The organism is Microbispora sp. H10836 (assembly GCF_012999525.1).
Lineage (GTDB): Bacteria > Actinomycetota > Actinomycetes > Streptosporangiales > Streptosporangiaceae > Microbispora.
This window is the reverse complement of sequence record NZ_JABBWU010000012.1, coordinates 210,046-236,022: the sequence shown is the minus strand read 5'-3', so window position 1 is coordinate 236,022 and position 25,977 is coordinate 210,046. Positions and strand designations below refer to the sequence as shown.

The window sequence follows — 25,977 nt, the reverse complement described above, 5'->3', positions numbered from 1 at the left end:
TTTCGTCCCATTTGGGCAGGAAGAACCATGTGAGCCTGCGCTACCGCCGACTGGCCGCCACCTGGACCGTGAGCGTTCCGATCCTCGCCGTGGCGGTGCTCGCGCTGGCGTGGGGACGGAGCATCCCACCCGTCGTCGTGGTGATCGCCGCGCTCTTCCTCGCGAGTTCGGTGCTCGCGGCCGTGCACCACGCCGAAGTCATCGCTCATCGCGTGGGTGAGCCGTTCGGCTCGCTCATACTCGCCGTGGCGGTCACAGTGATCGAGGTGGCGCTGATCCTCAGCCTCACCGTGTCCGGCGGGCCGGCCGCGGCGTCGCTCGCCCGCGACACGGTGTTCGCCGCCGTGATGATCACATGCAACGGGATCGCCGGCCTGTCGCTGCTGGTCGCGGCGCTGCGGCGGCGGGTGGCGGTGTTCAACGCGGAGGGAACGGGGGGCGCGCTCGCCACCGTCGCCACCCTGTCGACCCTGAGCCTCGTCCTGCCGGCCTTCACCACGAGCAAGCACGGGCCCGCTTTCTCTCCGGCTCAACTCGCGTTCGCCGCGTTCGCCTCGCTCGCGTTGTACGGCCTGTTCGTACTCACCCAGGCCGTACGGCACCGCGACTACTTCCTGCCGGTGGAACCCCGCGGCCGTGACGCGGACGGGCGCGCCGGCCCGCCGACCACGCGGGCCGCCACGGCCAGCCTGGCGCTGCTGCTGACCGCGCTCGTCGCCGTGGTCGGCCTGGCGAAGGTCGAGTCGCCCGCCATCGAGACGGCCGTACGCGCCGCGAGCCTGCCGCAGGCGGTGGTGGGCGTCGTGATCGCGCTGCTGGTGCTGCTGCCGGAGACCCTCGCCGCCGTACGCGCGGCCCGGCGCGCGCGGGTCCAGGTCAGCCTGAACCTCGCCTTCGGCTCGGCGATGGCCAGCATCGGGCTCACCATCCCGACGATCGCCGCGGCGTCGCTGTGGGTGAAAGGGCCGCTGCTGCTCGGACTCGACGCGACGCACATCGTGCTGCTCGGGCTGACGATCGTCGTGGCGACGCTGACCGTGGTGCCCGGCCGGGCCACCGTCCTGCAGGCGGGCGTGCACCTCACGCTGCTCGCCGCCTTCCTGCTCCTCGCCGTGAGCCCGTGAGCCCCGAGCCCGCGAGCCCCGAGCCCGCGAGCCGCCGAGCCTCGGGCCCGTGAGCCTGCAGAGAAAAGTCCGATGCGCGAAGATCGACGGGCGCGTAGGGTGCGAAGGGTGACCTGGCGACATTGACGCTCACCTGAACGGGCCCTCGCGGCCCGCCTGTACGTGTACGCGTTCCTGGAGGACTTCGTCGTCCTCTATCCGGTGTACGCCCTGCTGTTCGCCGAGAACGGGCTCTCCCCCGCCCAGATCTCCTCGCTGTTCGTGATCTGGTCCGTCACCGGCTTCGTGCTGGAGGTCCCGTCCGGTGTGTGGGCCGACCTCGTCTCGCGGCGGTGGCTGCTCGCCGCCGCGCCCCTCCTGGCGGGCACGGGATACGCCCTGTGGACGTTCGCCCCCTCCTACTGGTCGTTCGCGCTGGGCTTCGTGCTGTGGGGCGCCGGCGGCTCCCTGCGTTCGGGCACACTCCAGGCCCTGGTGTACGAGGAACTCGACCGGCGGGGCGCGACCGGGCGCTACCCGTCCCTCGCCGGGCGGGCGGCGGCCCTCGGCACGACGGCGGTGATGGCCGCGACCGCGCTGGCGGGGCCCGTGCTCGCCGTGGGCGGCATGCGCGCCGCGGGCCTGGCCAGCGTGCTCGTGACGCTGCTCGGAGCCGCCGTGGGACTGTCGTTCCCCGAGTCGCGCGGCGACCGCGACCGGTCCGACGTCGCCGGCGGATACTTCGCCGTCCTGCGCGACGGCCTGGCCCAGGTGCGCGGGGGTCCCGCGGTCCGCCGCGCGATCGTGGTCCTGTCGGCCACGTCGGTCGCGGGGGCGATGGACGAGTACGTCCGCCTGCTCGCGGAGGCGACCGGGGTGTCCGTCGGGCGGGTTCCCCTGCTCGTCCTGCTGGTGAGCGCGGGCGGCATGGTCGGCGGGTGGTTCGCCGGGCGGGGGCGGGGCGCCCTCGCGCCGGCCCTGGTGACGGCCGCCGCCTGCATGGCGGCCGGCGCCGTCGGAGCGTCCGCGGGCCGGCCGGAGGCGCTCACGCTGGTCGCCGTGGCCTTCGGCTTGTTCCAGTGGGCGACGGCGGCGCTGGAGGCGAGGCTTCAGGAGGGGATCTCGGACGGCGCGCGGGCCACGGTCACGTCGATGGCCGGGGTCGGCACCGAGGTCGTCGCCCTGGCGGTCTACGGCGGTTACGCCGCCGGTTCGGTGTGGACCGGCCCCGGGCCGCTGTTCGCCGTCGCGGCGGCGCCGTACCTGGTGATCGCCCTCGCCGTACGCCGGAAGCGGCCGTGACCGGCGTGAGAGGCCGAACCCCTCACGCCGGTCACGCGGTCGTCAGCCGCGGGTCCACTTCTGGTTGGCCCCGCCGGTGCAGTCCCACAGTTGGAGGCGTGCGCCGCTGGCCGGATTCACGTCCACGATGTCCACGCATCGGTTCGCGGGGATGTTGACAAGGTCGCCGGCCGGGGTGAGCGTGAAGCGCTGGGCGCCGGTGCCGTTGCACGTGTAGAGCTGGATCGGCGTTCCGTTGGCGGTGCCGGCCGCCGCGGCGTCCATGCACTTGCCCATCGCGCGGACCGTGCCGTCGCCGTTGATCGTCCACTGCTGGGCGGCGGTGCCGTTGCAGTCGTACATCTGCAGCCGGGCGCCGTCGACGGGGTTGGCGCCCGGGATGTCGACGCAGCGGCCGTTCAGGCCGGACTTCAGCGCGCCGCCGCTCCCGCCTCCCCCGTCGCTGGTCCAGGCGGAGACGCGGACCCAGTCGATCAGCATGGTCTGCGGGAACGACGTGGTGGAGTCGGGGTTGCCCGGCCAGTTGCCGCCGACCGCGACGTTCAGGATCATGAAGAACGGGTGGTCGAACACCCACTGGTTGCCGCGAATGTCGGCCGGCGTGACGCGGAAGTACTCCGAGCCGTCCAGATACCAGACGATGAGGTTCGGCGACCAGTCGACCCGGTAGCTGTGGAAGGCGTCGCCGAGCGGCGCGCCGATCGTCCGGTTGCCGCCGACGCCGCCGCCGCCGGAGTAACCGGGGCCGTGCACGGTGCCGTAGACGGTGTTGGGCGCCTTGCCGACGTTCTCCATGATGTCGATCTCGCCGGTGTTCGGCCAGTTGCCGCCGCCGAGCATCCAGAACGCCGGCCAGATGCCCTGCCCCTTGGGGATCTTGATGCTCGCCTCGAAGCGGCCGTACGCCTGGCTGAACTTGTCGGCGGTCAGGATGCGGCCCGAGGTGTACTGGCAGGTGCCGTAGTGGCACTGGTAGTTGGACGGGTTCTCCCGGCGGGCGGTGATGGCCAGGTGTCCCTGCCCGTCGTGGTACACGTTGCGGGTGGAGTTCGTGTAGTACTGCAACTCGTTGTTGCCCCAGCCGCTGCCGCCTACGTCGAACTTCCACTTGGCGCCGTCGATCGGCGTTCCCGCCGCGGCGTTGAACTCGTCCGACCAGGTGACGGGGCCGATGGCGGCCTCGGCCCGGTCGGCGCCCGTGCCGGCGACCAGGCCGCCGGTCAGGCTGACGACCATGGCCGCGGCCATGATGAGGAGCCGGGGTTTGCGCATGGAGATCTCCGGTTGGTGGGGGGATGCCAGCAGGATCTCCGGCCCGCGCCGCCCGCCGGTCTGGGGGCGCGCGTGCCGGTGTCCAGCGCTACAGGAAAGCTTTAAAGCTTGAATAAAGATGCAACACCCTCACCGTACGGGTGTCAATAGGATGGTTTCTTTTTGACTAGCGCCTGTCAGCCCACTCCCGGGACGTGCCGGCGCGGGCGTACGCCGGACTGCCGCACGGGAAGGCGGTAGGTCTCCCCGCGCATGAGGTAGTGGACCAGGTGCGACAGCCCGGCGCTCCGGACGTGCTGCTGGAAGTCCTTGAGCGGGGAGGCGAACGCCGCGTAGTCGTCGTAATGGACGGGCAGGGCCGACTCCGGCTGCATCAGCCTGAGCCACTCCACCCCCTGCGCACCGTCCATGGTCACCGTCACCCCGAGGATCCGCGTGCCGCCGAGGTGGACGATGCCGACGTCGATGTCCGGGAAGCGGCGCGGAATCTCCGACAGGCAGTCGTCCATGATCGTGTCGCCGCTGATGTGCAGGCGCAGGTCCACCTCGCCGGCGTGGGCGAAGTCGAGCACGCTCCCCATCACCGGCGGCATCAGCGAGTTCGCCGGGCCCGGCGCGTGCCGGGCGGGCGTGGCCGTCACCGTGAGCGTGCCGTCCCCGTGGCGCTCGTGGTGGTACTCCCACGGCTCCAGCCCGATGGCGTGGTCGAACCCCTGGCGGCGGAGCCGGGCCGCCGCGTGGCGGGTGGTGACGATCGGCAGGTCCTTGTCGAGGCCGTTCCTGGCGATCCTGTCCCAGTGGTCGCCGTGCATGTGCGACAGCACGACCAGGTCCAGCGGCGGAAGCTCCGTGACCTTCATCGCCGGCTCGGTGCGACGGCGGGTGCTCAGCCCCCAGCCGAGATGGGCTCGCTGCCCCTGGTGCAGGAAGTTCGGATCCGTCAGCAGGGTGAACCCGTGAGAACGGATGATCATGGTGGCGTTTCCCACGAAGAACACGGTCGCGTCCGCTGGATCGGGCATGACGCCTCCCCTCTCCCAGACTTTCAGGCTACGTAAACCACCACAAATCACCCGAAAGCGGGGGGCGCTTACCTAGCCGGGGACGAGTGAGAACCCGAGCTGGGAGTACAGCTCGAGCAGGTCGAAATAGTCCCGGTGGGCGACGACGAGCCCGTCCTTCGCGTGGCACGCCCCGCAGCCGCGGACCGTGATCCGCCGGCCGCTCGCGCTCGCGGCACCTCCATCGGGCAGCGGGAAGGGCCCGGTGTGCGTGCCCGTCATCGTCCACTCGCTGAAGCCCGGGTCGGCGCACTCCACCCTGTTCCAGACCGTCATGGCCATGTCGGTGAAGCCCTTGAACAGGCTCTCCCAGTATCGGACGATCTGCTCGCGCCCCACGCAGTCCCTCAGCGGGGTGGACAGGACGGCGTCGTCGTCGTAGCACGCCGACAGTCGTTCCAGGTCATGACCGTTCACCGCGTTCAGCACGCGGTCCGCGAGCTGCCGGCCGTCTGGCATGCGGATCACCCCCAGGGCGTACACCCACGGTAGCGCCGCCAGGGCAAAGGACGTCCGAGGAAGACGCAACACCCGCACCGCCCGCGGGGGGGCTACGCGGGCCGGGGCCGTACGGCACGGGCCAGGGCGACCGCGCCCGCCGCGCCCGCGGCCGTGGCCAGCGCGAGCCACCAGGCGGTCGTCCCCATCGCCTCCGGCTTCGGCGGGTCGGCCAGGGCGAGGAACACCGTGCCGAACACGGCCACGCCGCTGAGCTGGCCGAGCTGCATGGCCGTGGTGAGCAGGCCGCTCGCGTCGGCGGCGCGGGCGGGTGGCACGTGGACCAGGGCATGGGTGAGCAGGCTGATGGAGACGCCCAGACCCGCGCCGTACACCAGCAGCGCGGCCCACATCACGGGGCCGCCGGTCGCCGAGACGGAGGACGACCTCCTCGAATCGGACGACCCCGCCTGCCGCGAGCTGCTCGACCGGTACGTCGCGGCGTTCGAGAAGGCCGACGTCGACGCCCTGGAGCGGCTGCTGCGCGAGGACGCCGTCCTGGAGATGCCGCCGTTCCTGTCGTGGTTCTCCGGCAGGGAGGAGTTCGGCCGCTTCATCCGCTGGGTCTGCGCCCGGCGCGGCCCCTGGCGGATGGCGCCGGCGCGGGCCAACGGCCAGCCCGCGCTCGTCGCCTACGCCGACGGCGGCGACGGTGTCCTGCGGGCCCACTCACTCCAGGTCCTCGCGATCGGCAAGGACGGCATCGCGCGCAACGTCGTGTTCGGGAGTCCCGCCCTGTTCGCCGTCTTCGGGCTGCCGGCCAGGCTCTAGGCGAGGAAGGCCAGCACCTCGCGGACGAAGGCGCCGGGGGCGTTCTCGTGCACCAGGTGCCCGGCCGGGATCATGACGTGCGCGGCGCCGGGGACGCGGCGGGCCATCTCGGCGACCCGGTCCTGGGGGATGTGGCTGTCCGGCCCGCCGCCGATCACGAGCGTGCGCGCGGTGATCCGGCCCAGCCGCTCCAGCCACGCCGGGTCGGGCCGGTCGATCTCGGGCCTGATCGCCGTGACCATCGCCCAGTCGAACGTCAGCGGCTCCTCCGGCCGTACGAGCGGAGGCGGGACGCGCGGCACGGGGAGCGGGACGTCCTCCAGGATCAGCGTCCGCACCCGGTCCGGCCGCTCGGCGGCGAGCAGGTAGGCCACGATGCCGCCCATCGAGTGCCCGATCACGTCCACCGTGCCGAGCGACAGCGCGTCGAGGAAGGCCAGGACGTCGTCGCGCATGAGTTCCAGGCCGTAGTCACCCGGCCGGTCGCTGGCGCCGTGGCCGCGCAGGTCGAGGGCGTACACGTGCCGGTGGGCGGCCAGCACCGGCGCGACGTCCGCCCAGCCGGCCATGCCCTCGCCCAGCCCGTGCAGCAGGACCAGCGGCACGCCGCCGTCCGGCCCGTACGTCCGGTACGCCATGCGGATGCCGTTGGCCTGGAGCGTCGCATGATCGGTCACACGATGGACGATATCCACCGGAAACCCCTTTGGGAGCAGCAGGCACTCCAAGTAGCATGACGCCGAAAACGGGATCACCGTTGATCACGGATACGGCCGATCCCGCATGCCGGGTGGCCGGAAGGCTGCTCGTACGCGGGAGGTCAGGTGTCCGCACTGCGGCGCGAGTTCTGGGCGCCGGTCGCGCTCTCCTATGTCACCTTCATCCTGGTCGGCGTGAGCGCCGGCGTGGGTGGGGTGCTGCTGCCGGCGCAGATGGACGACTACGGCCTCGACAAGGCCACGATCGGCACCCAGTTCTTCGCCTTCTCCGCGGGGTTCATGCTGTCCGGCTCGACCGCGGGCCCGCTGATCCACCGCTTCGGGATCCGGGCCTCGCTCCTCCTCGGCGGCGGCACGTTCGCGCTGGCCGGTCTCTTCACGGCCGTGCGCCCGCCGTTCCTGGCCTTCCTGGTGGCCCAGGTCGTGGCAGGGTACGGCACGGGCGTCTTCGAATCGGTGCTGAACGCCTATCTCACCGACCTGCCCGGGGCGACCACGCTGCTCAACCGCCTGCACGCGTTCTTCGGCGTCGGCGCGCTGCTCGGGCCGCTGCTGGCCACCTGGATCCTGACCTTCCTGCCCTGGACGGCCGTGTGGCTGGTCCTGGCCCTGGTCTGCCTGCCGTTGCTGATCGGCTTCTACCTGACCCTGCCCGCCCGCGAGGCTCCGCCGCCCACGCCCGCGGCGGGACACGCGGACGCCGCGACCGGCGGACTGCTGTCCACCGCGGCACGGCAGCCCGCCGTCCTGCTGGGCGCGGTGTTCCTCGCCGTGTACGTCGGCCTGGAGATCAGCGTGGGCAACTGGGGGTTCAGCTTCCTGGTCGACGAGCACGGGCAGAGCGACCTGCTGGCCGGCTACACGATCTCCGGTTACTGGCTCGGGCTCACCCTGGGCCGCTTCCTGATCAGCCCGATCGCCACCAGGCTCGGCATGACCGCGACCGGGATGACCTTCCTCTGCCTGGCCGGAGTCACGCTCAGCACGGCGCTGGCCTGGCTCGTGCCGGGCGCCGCGATGGCCAGCGTCAGCTTCGTGCTGCTCGGCTTCTGGCTCGGACCGGTCTTCCCCACCACGATGGCCGTGGCGCCTCGGCTCACCGTGACGCGGCTGGTGCCCACCGCCATCGGACTGATCAACGGGGTGTCGGTGGTCGGCGGCGCGGTGTTCCCCTGGCTGACAGGGGCGATCGCCCAGGGGATCGGCGCCTGGACGCTGCCGCCCTTCGCCCTGGCGCTGGCCCTGCTGCAACTGGTCATCTGGTGGCTGGTGACCACCCGCATGACCCCGGCCCCCACTCCGCCGGTCAACGGCGTCCCCGCGCGAGATCAAGAGGCGATATAGGCTCGTCCGGGTGACGGTAAACGACACCCGGGGGAATCGAATGGACCGACAGCTCACCCTGATGGCCGTGCACGCCCACCCCGACGACGAGGTGATCGGCACCGGCGGGATCCTCGCGAAATACACCGCCGAGGGTGTCCGTACGGTCCTGGTGACCTGCACCAACGGCGAGCAGGGGGACGGCCCCGGCGGGGTGAAGCCGGGCGAGCCCGGCCACGACGACGCCGCCGTCGCCGAGCGGCGGCTGTCCGAGCTGAGCGAGTCGGTCGCCCACCTCGGCATCTCCCACCTGGAGCTGCTCGGCTACCGCGACTCCGGCATGGACGGCTGGGAGGGCAACGGTCACGCCGACGCGTTCGCCAACGTCCCGGTCGAGACGGCCGCCGCCCGGCTCGCCGAGCTGATGGAGCGCTACCGCCCGCAGGTGATCGTCACCTACGACGAGAACGGCAACTACGGGCACCCCGACCACATCCAGGCCCACCGCATCGCGGTCGCGGCGGCCGAGATGACCGGCATCCCGGACAAGCTCTACTACACGGCCGTGCCGCGCGAGCGGATCCGTGAGATGTTCGCGTTCATGCGGTCGAGCGGCATGGCCCCGGAGGACTTCGAGCTCCCCGACGACTTCGGCACCCCCGAGGAGCTCATCTCCTCCGTGGTCGACGTGTCGCCGTACGTGGAGAACAAGGTGAAGGCCCTGCAGGCGCACGCGAGCCAGGGCGAGAACATCTTCCTGCTGAAGATGCCCCCGGAGGCCCAGCACCAGGCCTTCTCGCACGAGTTCTTCATCCGGCAGACCTGCCGGGTGGACGCGCCGGCCCACGAGGACGACCTGTTCGCCGGCCTGCGCGACTGAGCCGTCGGCGCAGTGAGAACCCGCGCCGGCCGCGGTGACTGAAGTGTCCCTGGATCGGCAGCGGCACCGGCCCTTACGCTTACGGCGAGAACAGAGGGGAGTATCCCTTCGCGACGGCCTCGTCATCGCGGCGTGACTGCCCGGGGCCGCCGGTCCGGCCACACGATGGGCGGGAGAGACCTCTGGTCAGCTTCGTGCTGCCCGGGAGGCCGTCCGTGACCGAGTTCTTCAAAACCGTGGGCATGGGGGCGTCGATAGTGCCCGTCGCCGTTGCCGTCGTCGTCGTGGCCGCTGGTCTGACCGCCATCTGGGCGCCCTCCGCCAAGCGTCAGACCCGCGCGGTCCAGGTGCTCAAGATCGTCCTGCGGATCCCTCCCCGCACACGGCGGTCGCAGGTGGAGGCCGCCCCGAGGGCGGCGGACCTGGGCGAGTTGCCGCCGTTTCCCGGACGGGAGAAATGACGGTCACGGCGGACGGAGCGCACCCTCTCCTTGGGATCGACCGCCGAGCAGGCCTTGGATCCGTCCCCTCCGCAGTGGCCGCCGCCGAGTACGACAGGGTTGTCGACCCCGCCGGCCTCGCCGTGGACCTCAGGCGTGGCTGATCATCACGTGCTTGACGCGGGTGTAGGCGTCCAGGCCGTACCGGGACAGGTCCTTGGCGTTGCCCGAGTGCTTGAAGCCGCCGTGCGGCATCTCCGGGATGATCACCTGGTGGCAGTTGACCCACACCGCGCCGAAGTCGAGCGCGGCCGACAGCCGCATCGCCCGGCCGACGTCTCTCGTCCACACGCTCGAGGCGAGCGCGTACTCGACCCCGTTGGCCAGGGCCACGGCCTCGCCCTCGTCCGCGAACGGCTGCACGGTCACGACCGGGCCGAAGACCTCCTGCTGCACGATCTCGTCGTCCTGCCGGACGCCGGCGACGACGGTCGGCGGGAAGAAGTAGCCGGGGCGGTCGAGCCGGGCGCCGCCGGTGACCACGCGGGCGTGCGCGGGCAGCCGGTCGAGGAAGCCCGCGACCCGCTCGGCCTGGGCCGCGTTGTTGGACGGTCCAAGGAACACGCCCTCCTCGTCCGGGTCGCCGACGGCCAGCGCCCGCGCCGCCTCGGCGAGCGCGGCGACGAAGTCGTCATGCGCCCCTTCCTCGACGAGCACCCGGGTGACGGCCGTGCAGTCCTGCCCGGCGTTGAAGAACGCCGCCTCGGCGACGCCGCGGGCGGTCGCCTTCAGGTCCGCGTCGGCGAACACCACCGCGGGAGCCTTGCCGCCCAGCTCCAGGTGGACGTCCTTGAGGTCGGCGGCGGCCGCCGCCATCACCTCGGCCCCGGCCCGCGTCGAGCCGGTGATCGCCACCATCTCCGCGCCGGGGTGCGCCACCAGCGCGCGGCCGGTGTCCCGGTCGCCGCACACGACGTTGACCACGCCGGGCGGCAGCACCCGCGCGCACAGCTCGCCGAGCAGCACGGCCGAGCCCGGCGTGGTGTCGGACGGCTTCAGCACCAGGGTGTTGCCCGCCGCCAGGGCCGGGCCGATCTTCCAGGCCGCCATCATCAGCGGGTAGTTCCACGGCGTCACCTGGGCGACGACGCCGATCGGCTCGCGCCGTACGTATGAGGTGTGCCCCTCGGCGTACTCGGCCGCGCCGAGTCCCTCCAGCACTCGCGCGGCCCCGGCGAAGTAGCGGATGACGTCGATCGCGCCGTCCACGTCGACCCGCAGCGCGGTGCCGCGCGGCTTGCCGGTCGCCCGCACCTCGGCCTCGCCCAGCGCCTCCCGGTTGTCCGCCATCAGATCGGCCAGCTCGACGAGCATCCGCTGACGCTCGGCCGGGGTGGTCCGCCGCCAGGCCCGCGCGGCCCGGGTGGCCGCCTCCACCGCGCTCGCCACGTCCTGGTCGCCCGACCGGGCCGCCCTGGCGTACGCCTGCTCGGTGGAGGGGTCGACGAGGTCCATCCACTCGCCGGAGGCCGGGTCACGACGCTCTCCGGCGATCACATTGTGATACGTGTCCACGGTGGTCTCCTCGGAGTCGCCCACCAGCACCCTGAGGTCGTCCTCCCCGCAAAACGGGCACGCCGAACGACCGGAGGCGCAGGTCGTACTGGTCGCTCGGCGGGGTCCGCGGCTCCGCCTCGCTCCTCTTCGACTCGCAGCGGGTCTTCGCCCGCCCCTATGCCCTCGACGTCGGCCCGGGGAATCAGCCTCCGTCCCGCGCCGGCGCCGCAAGCGTGCGCGCGAGCCAGGCGGTGACGAGGTCTCGCACCTGCGCGTCGACCGGCTCGCGCGCCTCACGCTTGTACGCGCGCAGCGACGGCGTCCCCGGCTGCCTGCGCAGGATGTGGCTGAGATCGGGGATCAGGTGCGTCTCGATCGGTCCCGGCACCAGTTCCGCCATACGGGCGAGGTCCCCGGGATCGACCTGGAGGTCCTTCTCGCCCGTGACGGCCAGCACCGGCGCTTTGATCAGGGCGAGGTCGGCCGCCGGGTCGTAGTCGAGGAACTCGCGGGTCCAGCGGGCGTTCACCCGGACTCCGCCGATCCGGGCGACGTCGGTCGTCGTACGGCGGATGCGCTCGTGGTTCTTGGTCACCTTGGTGACCAGGTCGGTGCGGGTGAGGCGCAGCACCGCGCGGACGAACGCCGGCAAGGTCGGCGCGAGACGCGCGGCCTGCCAGCGCAGCGTCTCGGCACCGATCTTGGCGGCGCCGGACAACAGCACGACCGCCGCCACCGCGGGATCGTGGGCGGCGAGGTTCGTCGCGATCAACGCGCCCTCGCTGTGTCCCGCCACCCCCACGCGGCCGGGGTCGATCTCCGGGCGTCCGCGGAGCGTGGCCAGCGCGGCTGCGGCGTCGTCCATGTTGTCGCGGAACCCGCACGTCAGGAAAACGCCGGTGCTGGCCCCCACCCCGCGCTTGTCGTAGCGGAGTGACGCGATCCCGGCGGCGGCCAGCGCCTCCGCCAGCCAGCGGGTCACCCCGAGGGGGAGCCGCCGGTGGTCGGAGTCACGGTTCACCGGCCCCGAGCCGGGGACCAGCAGCGCCGCCGGGAAGGGCCCGTCGCCGTCGGGCAGGGTCAGCGTGCCGGCGAGCCGCTCGCCGGCCGAGGTGAAGGTGAGGTCGATGTCGCGCATCGCGCCGGCCCGTCTCAGGCGCCGGTGAGGGCGGCGACCACGGCGCGCGGGTCGTCCACGCCCAGCAGCAGCGAGGTGTAGCCGTGCCCGTCGAGGTGGATCCGCACCGCCGGCTGACCGTTGCGCACGTCGACGAACTCCCTGCCGGCCCGGCTGTGCCAGGTGCCGAGCTTGCGCTGGCCGGGCAGGCCGAGGCCGGTGCGCAGGCCTCGGGCGGCGCGGAGCGCGTCGTCCACGATCTCGGCGGACCGCACCGCCGACCGCGGGACACGCAGGTCGGTGCGCAGCGCGGCGGCCTTCTCGACGGCGGAGAGGCGGACTTCGATGGCGTCGGGGGTGATGGTCATGGTGCTCATGGCGTTCCTCGCAGGTTGTGCTGTGGTGAGCCTGATTGTTCTCGATTGTGAGAATGATGTCAAATGTGAGAACGTAGGATCATGACGACGGCCGAGTTGCTGCTGCACCCCATCCGGCTGCGCATCGTCCAGGCGCTCCTGGGCGAGCGGACGCTGACGACGGCCGACCTTCGCGCGGAGCTCCCCGACGTGCCGGCGGCGACCCTCTACAGGCAGGTCGCGGCACTGGTCGACGGCGAGGTTCTGGAGGTCGCGGCCGAGCGCAAGGTCCGGGGCACCTTCGAACGGACCTACCGGCTGCGTGCGGCCAACGCGAACGTCGGCGCCGAGGAGGCGGCCGGGCTGGGCGCGGAGGAGCACCGCCAGGCGTTCCTGACGTTCGTCGCGCTACTGCTGGCCGACTTCGACCGCTACCTCGCCCGGGACGACATCGACCTCGGCCGCGACGGCGTGGGATTCCGGCAGGCGGCCATGTACCTCAGCGACGAGGAGTTCCAGGACTTCCTGCGGGACCTGCGCGAGGTGCTCCTTGCGAGACTCGCCAACCAGCCCGCACCGGGCCGCACCCGGCGCCTCCTGTCCACCGTCGTCATGCCGGGCTGAAACACCGGCCCCAAGTGCGCGTGAAGCACTCCACACGACACGGTCAAGACCGCCTCAAGACGGTCTCTCTAGCGTCGTCGGCGCAAGGACACGCCTGACGAACGAGGAGAGACACCACATGCGCAAGCTCACGCGAACGGGCGCGGTCGCGGCGATGGCCGCCGCCGCCGCACTCACGGTCCCCGTCGCCCCGGCGTTCGCCGAGGAGACCGTGGTCATGACGAACTCGACCTCCGTCCAGCCGGGCATGACGGTCTACGTGTCGAGGACCTGTCCGTCGACGAAGCCGTATCCGGTGACGACCCGGACCTCGTCCGTCGCCCAGGACACCTGGGACGGGGGCGAGCTGGTTTACAAGGGCATCACCGTGAACGGGCGCGAGGTGAAGGTGACGTTCGGCAACTCCCAGTCGAAGACGGACAAGCACGCGTCCGCCATCCTGGTGAAGATCGAGGTGCTCTGCTCGAACGTGCAGCACGAGCCCATGACCGGCTTCGAGTTCATGCAGAGCACGAGGATCCCGCCGGGCGGCGACGCTCTGCTGATGGTGGCCTGCCCGCCCAGCCACCCGCACCTCAGCGGTGCCGACGGGCGGCGCCCCGCCAACGTCGGCATCACCTCGGTCCAGTCCGACGACCACTCGTACGCGGTCTGGTACCAGAACGACGACTTCATGCACGAGGGCTGGGCCGAACTCTGGGCCACGTGCTCCGCCTAGCCTCCAGGACCGCGCTTCCCAGGACCGCGCTTCCCAGGACCGCGCTTCCCAGGACCCGGCGTTTCAGGACCCGGCCCGGAGGAGGCGCCGTCCCAGGGCTTCGGCGGCCTCCCGCAGTTCGCGTGAGCCGACGATGCGGAAAGGCGCCCGGATCGCCGTGAGCTGCCGGACGTACCAGTCCGGCTCGTCCGTGCCGCCCACCAGGCGCGTGGTGGTCGCGTCGATCGGCTCGCGGCGGCCCAGGCTGCGCGGGATCCACTCGGCCACGGCCTCGGCGGGTGCGTCCACGACGACATCCACCTCGTGCCGCCAGCCCGCCGACAGGTGGTCTTCCAGCATCTCCGCCGGATCGAGATCGGCCGGAGGGACGGCCGGAACGTCGAGGACCTCGACGTCCGCCACCTTGTCCACCCGCAGCACCCGGCGGGCGTTCCTGGTGTGCGACCAGCACAGGAGATACCACCGGCCGCGACGCACGACGACGGCCCACGGATCGACCTCCATGATCCGCTCGTCTCCGGGGCGGATGCGATATCCGAGCCGCAGCCGGTGACGCGCGGCGCAGGCCTGGGCGAGGACGGCGGTGGTCTCGGGGTCGGGCGTCCTGGCCCCGGGCTCGGGGTGTCTCGCGCTCAGGCTCCGCACCACCGCGGCCGGCTCCGCCACCGCCTCGGGAAGCACCCGCAGGATCTTGCCGAGCGCGACGCCCACGGGATCGGCCGGATCCGCCGCGTCGTCGTGATGGCCGTCCAGCACGGCCATCACCAGCCCGAGCGCCTCGGCCGGCGTGAACATCAGGGGAGGCAGCCGGTGCCCCCGGCCGACGCGGTATCCCCCATAGGGGCCGCGGACGGACTCGATCGGGATGCCGGCCTCGCGCAGGATGCCGACGTAACGCCGGGCCGCCCGCTCGGAGACACCGAGCCGGTCGGCCAGCCGTTCCGCGGTGATGCCGGGACTGTTCTGGATCAGTTCGAGGAGCAGGAGGGCCCGGGCGGTGGGGCTCTCGTCTCGTTTCATTCGGCAACCCGTGGATTCCGGAAGGGGATCGTCCGGAAATGACCGTAGCCTGTCCGCCATGGCCGAAAACATCCTTCGTGAGCCGCCGGTCGCGGGCGACGAGATCGACACGCTCCTCGGGTCGCTGGAACGCCAGCGCCGGACATTCGCGTGGAAGTGCGGCGGGCTCGACGCGGCAGGCCTGCGGGCGACCGCCGCCGCGTCGTCCATCACCCTGGGAGGGCTGCTCAAGCACCTGGCCCTGGTGGAGGACGACATGTTCTCCCGGAAGCTGTTCGGGCGGCCGCCGTCGCCGCCGTGGGACACGGTGGACTTCGACACCGACCCCGACTGGGAGTGGCGTACGGCCGCCGACGACACTCCCGAGCAGTTGACGACGTTGTGGCAGGACGCGGTGGCCCGCTCCCGGGCCGGCGTACGGCAGGCGCTGGCCGAGGGCGGCCTCGGACGACTCGCGGCCCACACCAACTCACGTGGCGAGTCGCCCAGCCTTCGCCGCCTGCTGATCGACATGATCGAGGAGTACGCCCGCCACATCGGGCACGCCGACCTCATCCGCGAGTCCGTCGACGGCCTGGTCGGAGAGGACCAGCCGGCGGAATGAGGCAGGACATCACGGAGCCGATCCCCGTCGACCAGCTCGTCGTCGTCCCCGCCAACCAGGCGTCGTGGGACGACCTGCGGGCGATCCTCGGCACGATCGACTGCCATTGCCAGCGCTACAAGATCTTCACGTACCAGTGGGGCGCGGTCTTCGCCGCGGAACGCGCCGCGCGCCTGCGCGAGCAGACCGGCTGTGGAACGCCCGCAGCCCGCTCGACCAGCGGTCTCGTCGCCTACCTCGGCGATGAGCCGGTGGGGTGGTGCGCGGTCGAGCCCCGGACGGCCTATCCCCAGCTGACCCGCACCCGCGTGCCCTGGACCGGGCGGCAGGAGGACGAGACCGACGACAGCGTCTGGGCCGTGACCTGCTTCGTCACCCGCAGGGGCTTCCGCCGGCGCGGGGTGACGTACGCGCTCGCACGCGCCACGATCGACTTCGCCCGGACGCGGGGAGCCCGGGCCTTGGAGGCATATCCGATGATCACGCGGCCGGGCGCCGAGATCACCTGGGGCGAGCTCCACGTCGGCAGCCGTGACGTCTTCCTGGACGCGGGGTTCACCGAGGTGAGCAGGCCGACGCTCAGGCGAGCCGTCGTGCGGATCGACTTCTGATCAGCAGATCGGTTCGCGCGGCCGATCACCGAGATAGAGGTCCCACTCGGCCCGGGTGAGATCGCGCCCGGCCATGGCGCACAGCCGGGTCACGGGGTCGGCCGTGGGCACGCCTCCCCACGGGAACACGACGCCGTCCGGGACGCGGTCTAGTCGGAGATCGCGATGCGGAGGCGGCGGAAGCCGCGTCCCTTGCTCTCGATCTTGGCGACCTTGATCCTGCCGATCTGCCTGGTCGAGGCGACGTGCGTGCCCCCGTCGGCCTGGGTGTCCAGCCCGGCGATGTCCACGATCCGCACCTCGGGGATGTGCTCCGGCACGAGGTTCGTCGCGGTGCGGATGATGTCCGGGATCGCGAAGGCCTCCGCGCGCGGCAGCACCCGTACGTCGATCCGGCGGTCGGCGGCGATCTCGGCGTTGCAGGCGTCCTCGACCGCCTCCTTGAAGCCGGGCGGCACCTCGGGGAGGTTGAAGTCCATCCGCGCGGTCATCGGCTCCATGTTCCCGCCCGTGACCAGGGCCCCGTAGTCACGGAACACGACGCCGCACAGCACGTGCAGTCCGGAGTGCGTGCGCATCAGGGCCGTGCGCCGCTCGTCGGCGACCGCCGCCCGTACGACCGTGCCGGCGGGCGGGATCGGGTCGTCCGGCGCGGGCATGAGATAGAGGTCGTCGCCCTTGCGGACGCCTTCGATGCGGGTCTCGACGCCCTGCCACAGCAGCACGCCCCGGTCCGGCGGCTGTCCGCCGCCACCCGGGTAGAAGGCCGAGCGGTCCAGGACGATTCCGTCCGGCGTGGCCTCCAGCACGACCGCCTCGAAGGCCCGCAGGTCCTGATCGGTCAGCTCCAGCCGCCGCGTCCGCCCATGGAGATCGAACGTCACCCGACCGAGTCTAGTCACGTCCCATAGGGCACCGAGGCCGACGCGGGCGCGGGCCGCTCGCCCGGCGTCGGCCTCGGGTGGCGAGCCGGTCACCCGCACTCACCGGTGCCTCCACTGGAGGGCTCCGTTACTCGGCCGGGCCACCCTCGACCGTGACCACGTGCGTACCCTGCACGGCCGAGAACGTCGCGTCGCCGGCCCACTTGAGGCTGTAGGTGTACGCGCCGGCCTCGGTGGGCGTATCCGTGAAGCCGAACGACCCGTCCTCGGACACCGTCACGTCCGGCAGTGTCGTGGTCGTGGTGCCGGTCAAGCCGACGACGGTGCGGCGCACCGTGAGCACGGCGTTCGGTGACGGAAGCCGCCCGTCGCCGTCCAGTTCGCCGCTGAACTCGATCCGGCTGCCGGCGATCGTCTCCTCGGGACCCGACACGGTGAGGGTCGTCCGGCGCATGGCGACTTTCAGGGCATGCCGGACCGTACGCCTGTCGTAGATGTCGTTCCCAGGCCAGTTCACCTCGTAGCTGACGGTCCCGCCGACGGGCGGGGTGTCGGTGACGGTGAACGTGCCGTCTTCGGCCGTGGTCACTTCCGCGAGGGGCTCGCCGATGACGTCACCGGGAAACTTGCGGGTCACCGTGAGCCGTTGCGTGGCCGGAGCCGATCCGGGGACCAGGGTGAGCCGGCCGGTCATCGTGAGCGGTTCGAGCGCGGTCGGCGGCGTGGACGGACGCGACAGGGTGAATGAGGGCAGGCGCTTTTCCACGACGGTTCCCGCCCACCACCAGGCTCTGCTCCACCGGTAGGCCGAGTCGCCGTCCCAGGCGACGTCGTACGTGAACCAGCCGACGGCCTTCGGGATGTCGGTGACGGTGAACGTGCCGTCCTCGGCGGTCGTCACCACGGGAAGGGACTCCGCGGTTCCGTCGTACGCGTGGCGGGTGACCTCCAGAGGCTGGGCACCGGGCGCCGAGCCGTCCGTCAGGGTGAGGCGGCCGGTCAGTGTGAGCGGATCGAGCACGGTCGCCCAGGACGGAGCCGTGAAAGTGAGCGAGGACGCGGGGAGCGTCACGTCGGGCAGCCGCCACAGGTAGAGCCGGTAGGACGGGTCTCTGCGCAGCGCGAAGACCGTGCTGCCGAGGATGGCGATGCCTCCCGGGACCACCTCGTCGTTCCGATTCTCGTGGGCGAACCGGGATTCTCCCGTACCGATGTCGAACGCCTCGACGGGGATCCCTCGCATCTGTCCGCGCACCAGAAGCGCACCGTCCGGACTGAGCGCGACCGCCTGCGGGACGCGGTCCTCGCCGTATCGGCTTACGTGGGCCATCGTGGCCGTGTCCCAGCTGTCCAGTCCCGTGAACACCGTGGCGCCATCCGGGGTGATGGCGAGGTCCGGTGCGCCGCTGCGGATGACGCCGCGGCGGGTGGCGGTGGCGCCGGACACGTCATAGACCCAGAGGATGCCCGGCGAGAGGCCCTTTTCGGCGACCACGAGAGTCCGTCCCGCCGCGGCCAGCAGCGGAGCCTTGTACAACCCCGTCATGATCTGGGTGAACTCCGGGTCGCCCGCCGACACGTCGACGCTCACGACACCGCCCGTATTCGTGCTGCACCCGTAACCGACGTGAAGACGGTCGCCCGACAGAGACAGGGCCGACGGGCACGGATACGCGGTCATGTCGATTCGCCGGATGACAGACAGAGATGTGGTGTCGATCTCCATCACCTGGTTCGCGCTTTCGACCGCCGCGTAAAGGCGGGCGCCGTCGGCCGCCAGGGCGAGTTCCTGCACGCCGGGGATGCCGGGGATCGTGCCGATGACGGAGCCCTGGGCGTCCGCGACGACGATGCGGTCTATGGCGGAGACGAAAACCTTGTCCCTGCCCGCCGCCACATCACCCCCCTTCCTCCAGAGTGCGAGGGAAACGCCGAGATCGGTCGTGTCGTCGGCTGCCGCGGCCGCGGGCGTCTGCGGCGCGATCAGGCCCGCCGCCATGACCGAAACGGCGCCGACGGCGAGAATTCGCCGCATCAATCGAGACAGCCTGGGTTTGGGCGATGACGGAGCGCGGCCGGAACGTCGCACCGACGGCATGATTCCTCCAGCAATAAGCAAGATCAGTACGAGAAACCATTTGATCAAGACATGAGGCTTTATCTTGCGTCAACCGGTTATTCGATACGGACCAGCCGGAATCACCCGCACGAAAAGACACGCGCGCCCTGCCGTCGAGCAATAAGGAAAAGGCCTCGGCTAAGCCGCCGGCCCGCAGAACACCCTGACGGCGATCCCCATGACCTCCGCGGTGGACGGGTTGCGGACCGAGGGGTTGATCGACAACGTCATCGATCTACCCGAGTCCGAGCGGAACGCGAAGGTCAGGTAGCCGATCAGCTCTCCGCTGTGTCCCCACACCGTGCCGCACGGCAGCGCGTAGGCCTGCAACCCGAGCCCGTAGCCGAACCCGGCCCCCGTCTCCACCGTCGTCCGCATCGCCCGCAGGGACGCCGTGCTGATCAGCTCGCCGCCCAGCAGGGCCGACATGAACCGCTCCAGGTCGGCCGCGGTCGAGATCATTTCCCCCGCGGCCCAGTCGAGCGAGGGATTCATCCGCGTCGCGTCCACCAGCCCGGGCAGCGGCTCGTACCCCTTGGCGTGCGGTGACGGCAGCCCCGCCCGGTCGCCCGGCACCACCGTGTGGCGCAGCCCCAGCGGGCGCAGGATGCGGCGACGGACCTCCTCGCCGTACGGGTTGCCGGTCAGCTTCTCCACCAGCAGCCCGAGCACCACGTAGTTGGTGTTGGAGTAGTGCCACTTCCCGTCGTCGGGGAGTTTCCCGGCGAAGGCCACCTTGAGCAGCTCGCGCGGCCGGTAGGAGCGGAACCGGGCGTCCCCGCGCCAGCGGTTGGTCGAGTACCCCGGCTCGCTCATGTAGTCGTACAGGTGGCTGGTGTGGTTGAGGAGCGCGCGCACCGTGATCTTCTCGCCGCCCGGCACCAGGCCGGGCAGGTGCCTCTCGACGGGATCGTCGAGCCGAACCTCGCCCTCGTCCACGAGCTGGAGCACCACGGTCGCGACGAAGGTCTTGGTGACACTGCCGATCCGGAAGTAGCCGTTCGGCGACGGCCGTCCCCCGCGCTCGACGTCGCGTACTCCCACGGCGTACGACCGGGCGCGGCCGCCGTCGGAGATCCGCGCCAGGGCGGCCGTCGCCCCGCCGGCGGTCACGATCTTCTCCAGATCGGGGCGTACGTCCACGACCTGCCCGCCCGCCGCGACGACCGCCGCCACCAGCACGTTCATCATCGTCTGCATCATGTGATCAACGGTAGGGAGATCGATTCGGCGGCAGAATGAGGTGCGCCGCCTGCTTCACCTGCGGAAAACCACAGCGGGTCAGGAACCGAGGTAGCGCAGCACCGCCAGGACCCGGCGGCTGTATCCGGTGATGTGCGACAGCGCGAGCTTGTCGAAAAGGGCGTTGACGTGCTTTTCCACCGCGCTCTGCGACACGTGCAGGGATTGGGCGATCGAGGCGTTGGTCAGGCCCTGGGCCATGAGCTCCAGCACCTCGCGCTCACGGGCGGTGAGCCGCGCCAGCGGATCGGCGTGGCTGGTCCGCGCGAGCAGCTGCCGCACCACCTCAGGGTCGAAGGCCGTTCCACCGGTGCCCACCCGGTCCAGCGCGTCCAGGAAGTCGCCGACCTCGGCCACGCGGTCCTTGAGCAGGTAGCCGACGCCGTCGATGCTGCCGCCCATCAGCTCGGTGGCGTACTTCTTCTCGACGTACTGCGACAGCACCAGCACCTTGACCTCCGGCCAGCGCCGCCGGATCTCCAGGGCGGCGCGCAGGCCCTCGTCGGTGTGGGTGGGCGGCATCCGTACGTCGACCACCACGGCTTCGGGCCGCTCGCCGGCCACCGCCTCCAGGAGCGCGCCGGCGTCGCCCACCGCGGCCAGGACGTCGTGGCCCTCCTCCTGCAGCAGCCGCACCAGGCCCTCGCGCAGCAGGGCGGAGTCCTCGGCCAGCATCACGCGCACGGCAGCTCCGCTTCGACCACGGTCGGCCCGCCGGGCGGGCTGGTCACGGCGAACCGGCCGTCCAGCGCCGCCACCCGCCGAGCCAGCCCGGTCAGCCCGCCGCCGGTGGCGTCGGCTCCGCCGATGCCGTCGTCCCGCACTCGCACGACGACCATGGTGCCCTCCTGGCGGACCTCGATGGCGACCAGGGTGGCCCGGGAGTGCTTGGCGGCGTTCGTCACGGCCTCGCTGGCCACGAAGTAGGCGGCCGTCTCCACCGGTGCCGGTGGCCGCTCCGGCAGCTCGCAGGTCACCCTGACCGTGACCGCGGCCCGCTCGGCCACCCCGGCCAGCGCCTCCGCCAGCCCGTGCGCGTCGAGTCCCGACGGGTAGACCCGCCACGCCACCTCGCGCAGCTCCACCAGCGCCTGCCGGGCCTGCTCGTGGAGCTGGTCCAGCAGCTCGGGGCGGCCCCGGCGGGCGCGCCCCGCGAGCATGGACAGCGCCACCAGCCGCTGCTGCACCCCGTCGTGGAGGTCACGCTCGATGCGCCGCCGTTCGGCGTCCACCGCCGCGACCACCCCGGCGCGGCTCTCGGTCAGTTCGGTGATCCGCCGCCGGAGCGCCTCGGTCGGGTCGGGAGCGAGAAGCCGTACGGCCAGCCGCCGCTCCAGCACGTCCACCCCCACCAGGCCGGACAGATCCAGGAAGAGCAGGACGACGCCCGAGAGGAAGGCGTAGGCCAGCAGCGGCGGAGTGGGCAGCATGCCGTCCATCGCCTCCCCACGGCTCCACGACCACATCAGCCTGACCGCCAGCGTGGCCCCGATCACCAGCAGCAACACCACGAGGCCGCCCAGGAGACCGACGGGCACCCGCGCGGCCAGGTAGCGGAGCTCGCCGTCGGCGTCGCGGCCCGGCAGGTCCAGGCGCAGCCGCCGCAGTTCCAGCCCGGTCAGGCGTGCGGCCGCGGCGCGTACGGCGGGGCAGCCGGCGAACGGGGCCGCCACCAGGACGAAGACCAACCCCACAAGGGCGGTGACCGCACCGGCGGTCACCGCCCCGGCGAGCCGAAGCCCCCTAACCGTCCAGTGCATGCCGCCCCTTGCGCCGCTCGCTCAGCCGTACGCCCACGAAGACCAGCACGGCGAGCGCCACCATGGCGACGACCACGTTGGTGCCCATGCCGACGTAGGTCTCCACCAGCGACCAGTTCTCTCCCAGTGTCCAGCCGGCCAGCACGAAGACCGTGTTCCAGAGCAGGCTGCCGGCCGTGGTCAGGAGCGTGAAAACGCCCAGCGGCATGCGCTCCACCCCGGCGGGGACGGAGATCAGACTGCGGAAGATCGGGATCATCCGGCCGAAGAACACCGTCTTGCGCCCGTGCCGGAGAAACCAGGCCTCGGTCTTGGTGACGTCGGAGACCTTGAGCAGCGGGATCCGCGCGGCCAGAGCCAGCGTGCGCTCACGGCCGAGCAGCGCGCCCACCCAGTACAGCGCCAGCGCCCCGGCCACCGACCCGGCCGTGGTCCACAACAGGACGGCGACCAGGTTCATCTCTCCCCGCGAGGCGGTGAAACCGGCCAGCGGCAGGATCACCTCGCTGGGGAGGGGCGGGAAGAGGTTCTCCAGCGCGATCGCGATCGCGGCGCCCGGCGCGCCGAGGGTCTCCATGAGGTCGATCAGCCATTCCGTCATGTCCGGGAGCCTAGAAACGGTCAACCGACGATGACCATGAGGTGCGTGGCCGTTCGGGGGTGCGGAAAACCACAGGGCCGGGTTCGCGTGGGGGGTGGTGACGGCTCCAGCCGTACGAAACGTTCAGCGAGCTCCGCACCCCGGGAGCCGAAAACTTTTCGGCGGATCCGCCGGGTACGTCGAGGCAGGAGGCGTATCGACTCTCCGGGGCCGCGCCTTGTAGGTCGCGACTTCTGTGAATTGACTGGTGGTTGTGGCTCTTGACGTACATCGAGCATCTTCCTAGGGTCTGCATTACTTTCGTAACACCGCCGAAACTTTCGGGCGCCCCCGTCGTTCGAAGATGGAGTCACCGTGGTCAACCGAAGCCGGCGCCCACGCCGGGCACGTCTTCTCGCGATCCCGCTGGCCGCGATAGGTCTGGTGCTGGGCATGACGCATCCGGCCCTGGCGGACAACCCGACTCCCATGGTCGTCGACTCGACCCGCGGCGGCGGGATGTCGGTCGGCTTCACCTTCGACGACGGCCCGAACCCTCCCGACACGCTGCGCCTGCTCGGCGTGCTGCGCGAGCACCACGTGAAGGCGGTCTTCTGCCTCTGGGGTGATCACGTACGGCAGCACCCGGAGGTCGTCCGGCTGATCGCCGCCGACGGGCACACGCTCTGCAACCACGGCATGCACCACGACGACATGGCGGCCTGGCCGGCGACGAAGATCCGCGCCGACCTGCTGGAGACGAGCGCCGCCATCCGCGCGGCGGTGCCGGGAGCGCACATCCCGTACTTCCGGGCCCCGTACGGCAGTTGGGGGCAGACGCCGACCGTCGCGGCCGATCTCGGCATGCAGGCGCTGGGCTGGCGTCTCGCCATCGGGGACTGGGATCCGCCGGGCACCGCCGAACTGATCCGCCGCCTGCGAGAGGGAATCACGCCGGGCGCGGTGGTCCTCATGCACGACGGCGGCGGGGACCGGAGTCAGACCGTCGACGCGGTCGCCGCCGTCGTCCCCGCGCTCCGGTCGGAGGGATGGCACCTGTCGCTGCCCGCCCGGCGGGGCTGACCTGACCGCAGTACCCATCAACCCCCCACTTTCACCCCGAGGAGTTCGTGTGCTTCGTTCCGCACTGTCCATCGGCCTCGTGAGCGCCACGGTCCTGCTGGGCGGGGCGGCTCTCACCGGCTCGGCCTCGGCCGAACCCGGCGCCGCCCCTGCCCACTCCCAGCCCACCCGCTACCCGGCGGACTCGCTGCGCGCCCTCGGCGACCGGGTCGGTCTGCGCATCGGCACCGCCGTGAACATGGACGAGCTCGGCAGCAACGCCGAGTACACCCGGATCACGGCCGAGCAGTTCTCCAGCGTCACCGCCGAGAACGTGATGAAGTGGCAGCTCGTGGAGCCCAACCGCGGCTCGTACGACTGGGCGGCGGCCGACCGGCTGGTCGACTTCGCGAAGAAGAACAAGCAGCTGGTCCGCGGCCACACGCTGGTGTGGCACAGCCAGCTGCCCACCTGGCTCTCCTCCGACGGCTACACCACCACGCTGTCCAACGACGAGCTGAAGGCCCTGCTCAAGAAGCACATCCAGGACCAGGTGAAGCACTTCAAGGGCGACATCTGGCAGTGGGACGTGGTCAACGAGGCGTTCGACGACGACGGGAAGCCCCGCGAGACCATCTGGTACAAGGCGTGGGGCGGCCTGGGCTACATCGCCGACGCCTTCCGCTGGGCGCGCCAGGCCGACCCCAAGGCCCTGCTGTTCTACAACGACTACAACCTCGAGTTCACCGGGCCGAAGAGCAACGCGGTGTACGACTTCGTCAAGACCCTGAAGGCCCAGCGTGTGCCCATCGACGGCGTCGGCTTCCAGGGCCACCTGGACACGCAGTACGGCTTCCCGGACCTGCAGAACAACCTGCAGCGCTTCGCGGACCTCGGCCTGAAGGTGGCCGAGACCGAGGTGGACGTCCGCACGTTCACCGAGGCCGCGCCGAACGTGAACACCCCGACCAACCCGCTGGCCGTGTACGCCCAGGAGAGCTACTGGTCCCGCGCGCTGAAGGCCTGCCTGGCAATCCGCGAGTGCATCTCGTTCACCCCGTGGGGCTTCGGCGACACGTACTCCTGGATCCCCGGCTGGTTCGACGACCCGCAGGAGGGTGCCGCCCTGCTGTATGACGCGGACCTGAAGCCCAAGTCGCAGTACTACGTGATCCAGCAGGACCTCGCCCTCGCCGCGGGCGCTCCGCGTCGCCACTGACCCGTACCCGGCACGCACGGGGTCGCAGGGCGGCCCCGTACGTGACACGCACGGGGCCGCACGCCGCAGGGCGGCCCCGTGCGCCGTGCTATGCCGTATGGGAAGGCTCCGTCATCGCGCGCCGTTCTCCGTCATCGCGCGTCGCGGAGCTTGAGGATGTACGTGGCGGTGAGCGCGACGGCACGGTCCTCGTCCTGTGACAACTCCGCGAGCGCACGCGACGTCGTGGGTCCCGGGATGTCCGCGAGCGCCTGTGTCAGCCGTAGCCGGGCGGACGGCCCGACGGCGCCGTGGGCGAGGCGATCGGCGAGCCCGGTGGCGATCTGATCCGCCGGCGCCTCGTCACGCGCCAGCGCGCTCAGTGCGTCGGCCGCATCGGTGTCGTTCGCCCCCTCGACGATCATGTCGATGAGCGCCGGGACCGCGTCGGCCACTCCACGGGCCCCGAGCGCCAGAGCCGCACATCTGCGGACCACGACGTCGGAGCTCGTGAGGGCGTCCCGCAGCAGCGCGGTCGCCGCGGCGTCCGGAATCTCGGCGATGGACCGGACGGCGCGCTCGCGCACCTCGGCCGCCGGTGAGCCGAGCCCCTCCGCCAGCAGTCCCAACGCGTCGTCGCCCGATCGAGCCAGCGCCCATCGAAGGGCTCCGGCGACGTTAGGGTCCGTCTCGCTCAACGCCGCCTCGACCAGAGCGTCCACCGGCACCTCCGCGGCCGAGGACAGGGCCGCGCGCTGGCGCTTCCCCGCGCTCTCCGACCCCAAGGCCTGGAGGAGCGCGACGACCCGGAGGACGCCCTCCCAGTCGGCGGGTTCCGCGGCGCCGATCCGGCTCAGCCGCGTGAGCAGCTCCGTCTCACGCGCGATGCGTTCCCGCGTCTGGCGGATGAGGTCCTCGACGAGCTCCGCGGGCGTGAAGCCGGGATCCTCCAGCGCGCGCCCGATCTCCCGCAGCGACAACCCCAACGACCGCAGGCTCTCGATATGGAAGATGCGCCGGATGTCCTCGCTGGAGTACTCCCGATAGCCGGCCTCGCTACGACCCGTCGGCCGCACCAGGCCGAGCGATTCGTAGTGCCTGAGCATGCGGGCGCTGACCCCGGACCGTCGTGCCACGTCACCGATCAACACCACCT

At 71.4% G+C, this 25,977-nt stretch carries 28 protein-coding genes; 12 read left to right on the top strand and 16 right to left on the bottom strand.

Going from position 1 to position 25,977, the window contains the following annotated elements; all coding sequences use genetic code 11:
• Window positions 1–29 precede the first annotated feature (29 nt).
• Together HHX30_RS23045 and HHX30_RS23040 are read left to right on the top strand one after the other, a co-directional pair.
• Window positions 30–1,124, top strand: a complete 1,095-nt coding sequence (locus tag HHX30_RS23045) for a calcium:proton antiporter (protein ID WP_169984041.1) — start codon at window positions 30–32, stop codon at window positions 1,122–1,124.
• A gap of 162 nt (window positions 1,125–1,286) precedes the next feature.
• Window positions 1,287–2,405 (top strand): MFS transporter, encoded by a 1,119-nt coding sequence (locus tag HHX30_RS23040; protein ID WP_311922747.1) that lies wholly within the window; start codon window positions 1,287–1,289, stop codon window positions 2,403–2,405.
• A gap of 42 nt (window positions 2,406–2,447) precedes the next feature.
• On the opposite strand, the gene HHX30_RS23035 is transcribed toward HHX30_RS23040, so the two are convergent.
• The 4 genes from HHX30_RS23035 to HHX30_RS23020 form a co-directional block, all read right to left on the bottom strand.
• A complete protein-coding gene (locus HHX30_RS23035; protein ID WP_169984040.1) occupies window positions 2,448–3,677 on the bottom strand; it encodes a glycoside hydrolase family 16 protein in 1,230 nt (409 codons plus the stop codon).
• Between the two features lie 176 nt (window positions 3,678–3,853).
• Entirely contained in the window at window positions 3,854–4,699 is an 846-nt protein-coding gene (locus tag HHX30_RS23030; RefSeq protein ID WP_169984039.1) for an MBL fold metallo-hydrolase, read from the bottom strand.
• Between the two features lie 72 nt (window positions 4,700–4,771).
• Window positions 4,772–5,197 (bottom strand): nuclear transport factor 2 family protein, encoded by a 426-nt coding sequence (locus tag HHX30_RS23025; protein WP_169984038.1) that lies wholly within the window; start codon window positions 5,195–5,197, stop codon window positions 4,772–4,774.
• 92 nt (window positions 5,198–5,289) lie between these two features.
• A complete protein-coding gene (locus tag HHX30_RS23020) occupies window positions 5,290–5,514 on the bottom strand; it encodes a hypothetical protein (protein ID WP_169984037.1) in 225 nt (74 codons plus the stop codon).
• 28 nt (window positions 5,515–5,542) lie between these two features.
• Here HHX30_RS23020 and HHX30_RS23015 point away from each other — a divergent pair, with 28 nt between their 5' ends.
• The gene (locus HHX30_RS23015) at window positions 5,543–6,007 is read left to right on the top strand and encodes a nuclear transport factor 2 family protein (RefSeq protein ID WP_169984036.1); all 465 of its coding nucleotides are present in this window, start codon (window positions 5,543–5,545) and stop codon (window positions 6,005–6,007) included.
• Here HHX30_RS23015 and HHX30_RS23010 read toward each other — a convergent pair.
• Window positions 6,004–6,684, bottom strand: coding sequence for an alpha/beta fold hydrolase (locus HHX30_RS23010; RefSeq protein ID WP_211592375.1), 681 nt, complete (start codon window positions 6,682–6,684; stop codon window positions 6,004–6,006). The two genes, HHX30_RS23015 and HHX30_RS23010, sit on opposite strands and share 4 nt — an antisense overlap.
• Before the next feature lie 147 nt (window positions 6,685–6,831).
• Between HHX30_RS23010 and HHX30_RS23005 the strand changes: the two genes are divergently transcribed.
• The 3 genes from HHX30_RS23005 (at window position 6,832) to HHX30_RS22995 (ending at window position 9,390) form a co-directional block, all read left to right on the top strand.
• Window positions 6,832–8,070, top strand: coding sequence for a sugar MFS transporter (locus HHX30_RS23005; protein WP_211592374.1), 1,239 nt, complete (start codon window positions 6,832–6,834; stop codon window positions 8,068–8,070).
• 40 nt (window positions 8,071–8,110) lie between these two features.
• Window positions 8,111–8,929, top strand: coding sequence for a PIG-L family deacetylase (locus tag HHX30_RS23000; protein WP_169984035.1), 819 nt, complete (start codon window positions 8,111–8,113; stop codon window positions 8,927–8,929).
• Between the two features lie 215 nt (window positions 8,930–9,144).
• Window positions 9,145–9,390 carry a hypothetical protein gene (locus HHX30_RS22995; protein WP_169984034.1) on the top strand — a complete coding sequence of 82 codons (246 nt, stop codon included), beginning with the start codon at window positions 9,145–9,147 and terminating at the stop codon, window positions 9,388–9,390.
• 129 nt (window positions 9,391–9,519) lie between these two features.
• On the opposite strand, the gene HHX30_RS22990 is transcribed toward HHX30_RS22995, so the two are convergent.
• From HHX30_RS22990 to HHX30_RS22980, 3 genes are all read right to left on the bottom strand, one after another.
• A complete protein-coding gene (locus tag HHX30_RS22990) occupies window positions 9,520–10,944 on the bottom strand; it encodes an aminobutyraldehyde dehydrogenase (RefSeq protein WP_310741795.1) in 1,425 nt (474 codons plus the stop codon).
• A gap of 184 nt (window positions 10,945–11,128) precedes the next feature.
• Window positions 11,129–12,064 carry an alpha/beta hydrolase gene (locus HHX30_RS22985; protein WP_169984033.1) on the bottom strand — a complete coding sequence of 312 codons (936 nt, stop codon included), beginning with the start codon at window positions 12,062–12,064 and terminating at the stop codon, window positions 11,129–11,131.
• A gap of 14 nt (window positions 12,065–12,078) precedes the next feature.
• Entirely contained in the window at window positions 12,079–12,420 is a 342-nt protein-coding gene (locus HHX30_RS22980) for a hypothetical protein (protein ID WP_169984032.1), read from the bottom strand.
• An 81-nt stretch (window positions 12,421–12,501) separates the two neighbouring features.
• Between HHX30_RS22980 and HHX30_RS22975 the strand changes: the two genes are divergently transcribed.
• A complete protein-coding gene (locus HHX30_RS22975) occupies window positions 12,502–13,023 on the top strand; it encodes a helix-turn-helix domain-containing protein (RefSeq protein WP_169984031.1) in 522 nt (173 codons plus the stop codon).
• Window positions 13,024–13,141: 118 nt separating this feature from the next.
• Complete coding sequence (locus HHX30_RS22970) at window positions 13,142–13,741, top strand: hypothetical protein (protein ID WP_169984030.1); 600 nt, start codon at window positions 13,142–13,144, stop codon at window positions 13,739–13,741.
• 63 nt (window positions 13,742–13,804) lie between these two features.
• Here the strand turns inward: HHX30_RS22970 and HHX30_RS22965 are convergent, their stop codons facing one another.
• Window positions 13,805–14,761: a YafY family protein gene (locus tag HHX30_RS22965; protein ID WP_169984029.1), complete on the bottom strand. Its 957-nt coding sequence runs from the start codon at window positions 14,759–14,761 to the stop codon at window positions 13,805–13,807.
• A 58-nt stretch (window positions 14,762–14,819) separates the two neighbouring features.
• On the opposite strand from HHX30_RS22965, the gene HHX30_RS22960 reads away from it, so the two are divergent.
• Together HHX30_RS22960 and HHX30_RS22955 are read left to right on the top strand one after the other, a co-directional pair.
• Window positions 14,820–15,365: a DinB family protein gene (locus HHX30_RS22960; RefSeq protein WP_169984028.1), complete on the top strand. Its 546-nt coding sequence runs from the start codon at window positions 14,820–14,822 to the stop codon at window positions 15,363–15,365.
• A complete protein-coding gene (locus tag HHX30_RS22955; RefSeq protein ID WP_169984027.1) occupies window positions 15,362–15,976 on the top strand; it encodes a GNAT family N-acetyltransferase in 615 nt (204 codons plus the stop codon). The genes HHX30_RS22960 and HHX30_RS22955 overlap by 4 nt, the downstream gene beginning before the upstream one ends.
• Before the next feature lie 149 nt (window positions 15,977–16,125).
• Here the strand turns inward: HHX30_RS22955 and HHX30_RS22950 are convergent, their stop codons facing one another.
• The 6 genes from HHX30_RS22950 to HHX30_RS22925 form a co-directional block, all read right to left on the bottom strand.
• Window positions 16,126–16,860, bottom strand: a complete 735-nt coding sequence (locus tag HHX30_RS22950; RefSeq protein ID WP_169984026.1) for an alanyl-tRNA editing protein — start codon at window positions 16,858–16,860, stop codon at window positions 16,126–16,128.
• Window positions 16,861–16,987: 127 nt separating this feature from the next.
• The gene (locus HHX30_RS22945; RefSeq protein ID WP_169984025.1) at window positions 16,988–18,895 is read right to left on the bottom strand and encodes a hypothetical protein; all 1,908 of its coding nucleotides are present in this window, start codon (window positions 18,893–18,895) and stop codon (window positions 16,988–16,990) included.
• Between the two features lie 222 nt (window positions 18,896–19,117).
• Window positions 19,118–20,182: a serine hydrolase gene (locus tag HHX30_RS22940; protein ID WP_169984024.1), complete on the bottom strand. Its 1,065-nt coding sequence runs from the start codon at window positions 20,180–20,182 to the stop codon at window positions 19,118–19,120.
• A 78-nt stretch (window positions 20,183–20,260) separates the two neighbouring features.
• Complete coding sequence (locus HHX30_RS22935; protein ID WP_169984023.1) at window positions 20,261–20,905, bottom strand: response regulator transcription factor; 645 nt, start codon at window positions 20,903–20,905, stop codon at window positions 20,261–20,263.
• Window positions 20,896–21,981 carry a sensor histidine kinase gene (locus tag HHX30_RS22930; protein ID WP_169984022.1) on the bottom strand — a complete coding sequence of 362 codons (1,086 nt, stop codon included), beginning with the start codon at window positions 21,979–21,981 and terminating at the stop codon, window positions 20,896–20,898. Before HHX30_RS22930 ends, HHX30_RS22935 begins: the two co-directional genes overlap by 10 nt.
• On the bottom strand, window positions 21,965–22,582 hold the full coding sequence (locus tag HHX30_RS22925) for a DedA family protein (RefSeq protein WP_211592373.1): 618 nt from the start codon (window positions 22,580–22,582) through the stop codon (window positions 21,965–21,967). Before HHX30_RS22925 ends, HHX30_RS22930 begins: the two co-directional genes overlap by 17 nt.
• A 354-nt stretch (window positions 22,583–22,936) precedes the next feature.
• On the opposite strand from HHX30_RS22925, the gene HHX30_RS22920 reads away from it, so the two are divergent.
• Window positions 22,937–23,644 (top strand): polysaccharide deacetylase family protein, encoded by a 708-nt coding sequence (locus HHX30_RS22920; RefSeq protein WP_311922741.1) that lies wholly within the window; start codon window positions 22,937–22,939, stop codon window positions 23,642–23,644.
• Between the two features lie 49 nt (window positions 23,645–23,693).
• Window positions 23,694–24,842: an endo-1,4-beta-xylanase gene (locus HHX30_RS22915; protein WP_169984021.1), complete on the top strand. Its 1,149-nt coding sequence runs from the start codon at window positions 23,694–23,696 to the stop codon at window positions 24,840–24,842.
• Window positions 24,843–24,973: 131 nt separating this feature from the next.
• Here HHX30_RS22915 and HHX30_RS22910 read toward each other — a convergent pair whose 3' ends face one another.
• A complete protein-coding gene (locus HHX30_RS22910; RefSeq protein WP_169984098.1) occupies window positions 24,974–25,972 on the bottom strand; it encodes a HEAT repeat domain-containing protein in 999 nt (332 codons plus the stop codon).
• Window positions 25,973–25,977 lie beyond the last annotated feature (5 nt).

Excerpts from the sequence above, each read along its gene's own strand:
- HHX30_RS23035 (WP_169984040.1), bottom strand. The coding sequence starts at position 3,677 with ATGCGCAAACCCCGGCTCCTCATCATGGCCGCGGCCATGGTCGTCAGC.
- HHX30_RS23030 (WP_169984039.1), bottom strand. The coding sequence starts at position 4,699 with ATGCCCGATCCAGCGGACGCGACCGTGTTCTTCGTGGGAAACGCCACC.
- HHX30_RS23025 (WP_169984038.1), bottom strand. The coding sequence starts at position 5,197 with ATGCCAGACGGCCGGCAGCTCGCGGACCGCGTGCTGAACGCGGTGAAC.
- HHX30_RS23015 (WP_169984036.1), top strand. The coding sequence starts at position 5,543 with ATGGAGACGCCCAGACCCGCGCCGTACACCAGCAGCGCGGCCCACATC.
- HHX30_RS23000 (WP_169984035.1), top strand. The coding sequence starts at position 8,111 with ATGGACCGACAGCTCACCCTGATGGCCGTGCACGCCCACCCCGACGAC.
- HHX30_RS22985 (WP_169984033.1), bottom strand. The coding sequence starts at position 12,064 with ATGCGCGACATCGACCTCACCTTCACCTCGGCCGGCGAGCGGCTCGCC.
- HHX30_RS22980 (WP_169984032.1), bottom strand. The coding sequence starts at position 12,420 with ATGAGCACCATGACCATCACCCCCGACGCCATCGAAGTCCGCCTCTCC.
- HHX30_RS22975 (WP_169984031.1), top strand. The coding sequence starts at position 12,502 with ATGACGACGGCCGAGTTGCTGCTGCACCCCATCCGGCTGCGCATCGTC.
- HHX30_RS22970 (WP_169984030.1), top strand. The coding sequence starts at position 13,142 with ATGCGCAAGCTCACGCGAACGGGCGCGGTCGCGGCGATGGCCGCCGCC.
- HHX30_RS22965 (WP_169984029.1), bottom strand. The coding sequence starts at position 14,761 with ATGAAACGAGACGAGAGCCCCACCGCCCGGGCCCTCCTGCTCCTCGAA.
- HHX30_RS22960 (WP_169984028.1), top strand. The coding sequence starts at position 14,820 with ATGGCCGAAAACATCCTTCGTGAGCCGCCGGTCGCGGGCGACGAGATC.
- HHX30_RS22955 (WP_169984027.1), top strand. The coding sequence starts at position 15,362 with ATGAGGCAGGACATCACGGAGCCGATCCCCGTCGACCAGCTCGTCGTC.
- HHX30_RS22945 (WP_169984025.1), bottom strand. The coding sequence starts at position 18,895 with ATGCGGCGAATTCTCGCCGTCGGCGCCGTTTCGGTCATGGCGGCGGGC.
- HHX30_RS22940 (WP_169984024.1), bottom strand. The coding sequence starts at position 20,182 with ATGATGCAGACGATGATGAACGTGCTGGTGGCGGCGGTCGTCGCGGCG.
- HHX30_RS22930 (WP_169984022.1), bottom strand. The coding sequence starts at position 21,981 with ATGCACTGGACGGTTAGGGGGCTTCGGCTCGCCGGGGCGGTGACCGCC.
- HHX30_RS22925 (WP_211592373.1), bottom strand. The coding sequence starts at position 22,582 with ATGACGGAATGGCTGATCGACCTCATGGAGACCCTCGGCGCGCCGGGC.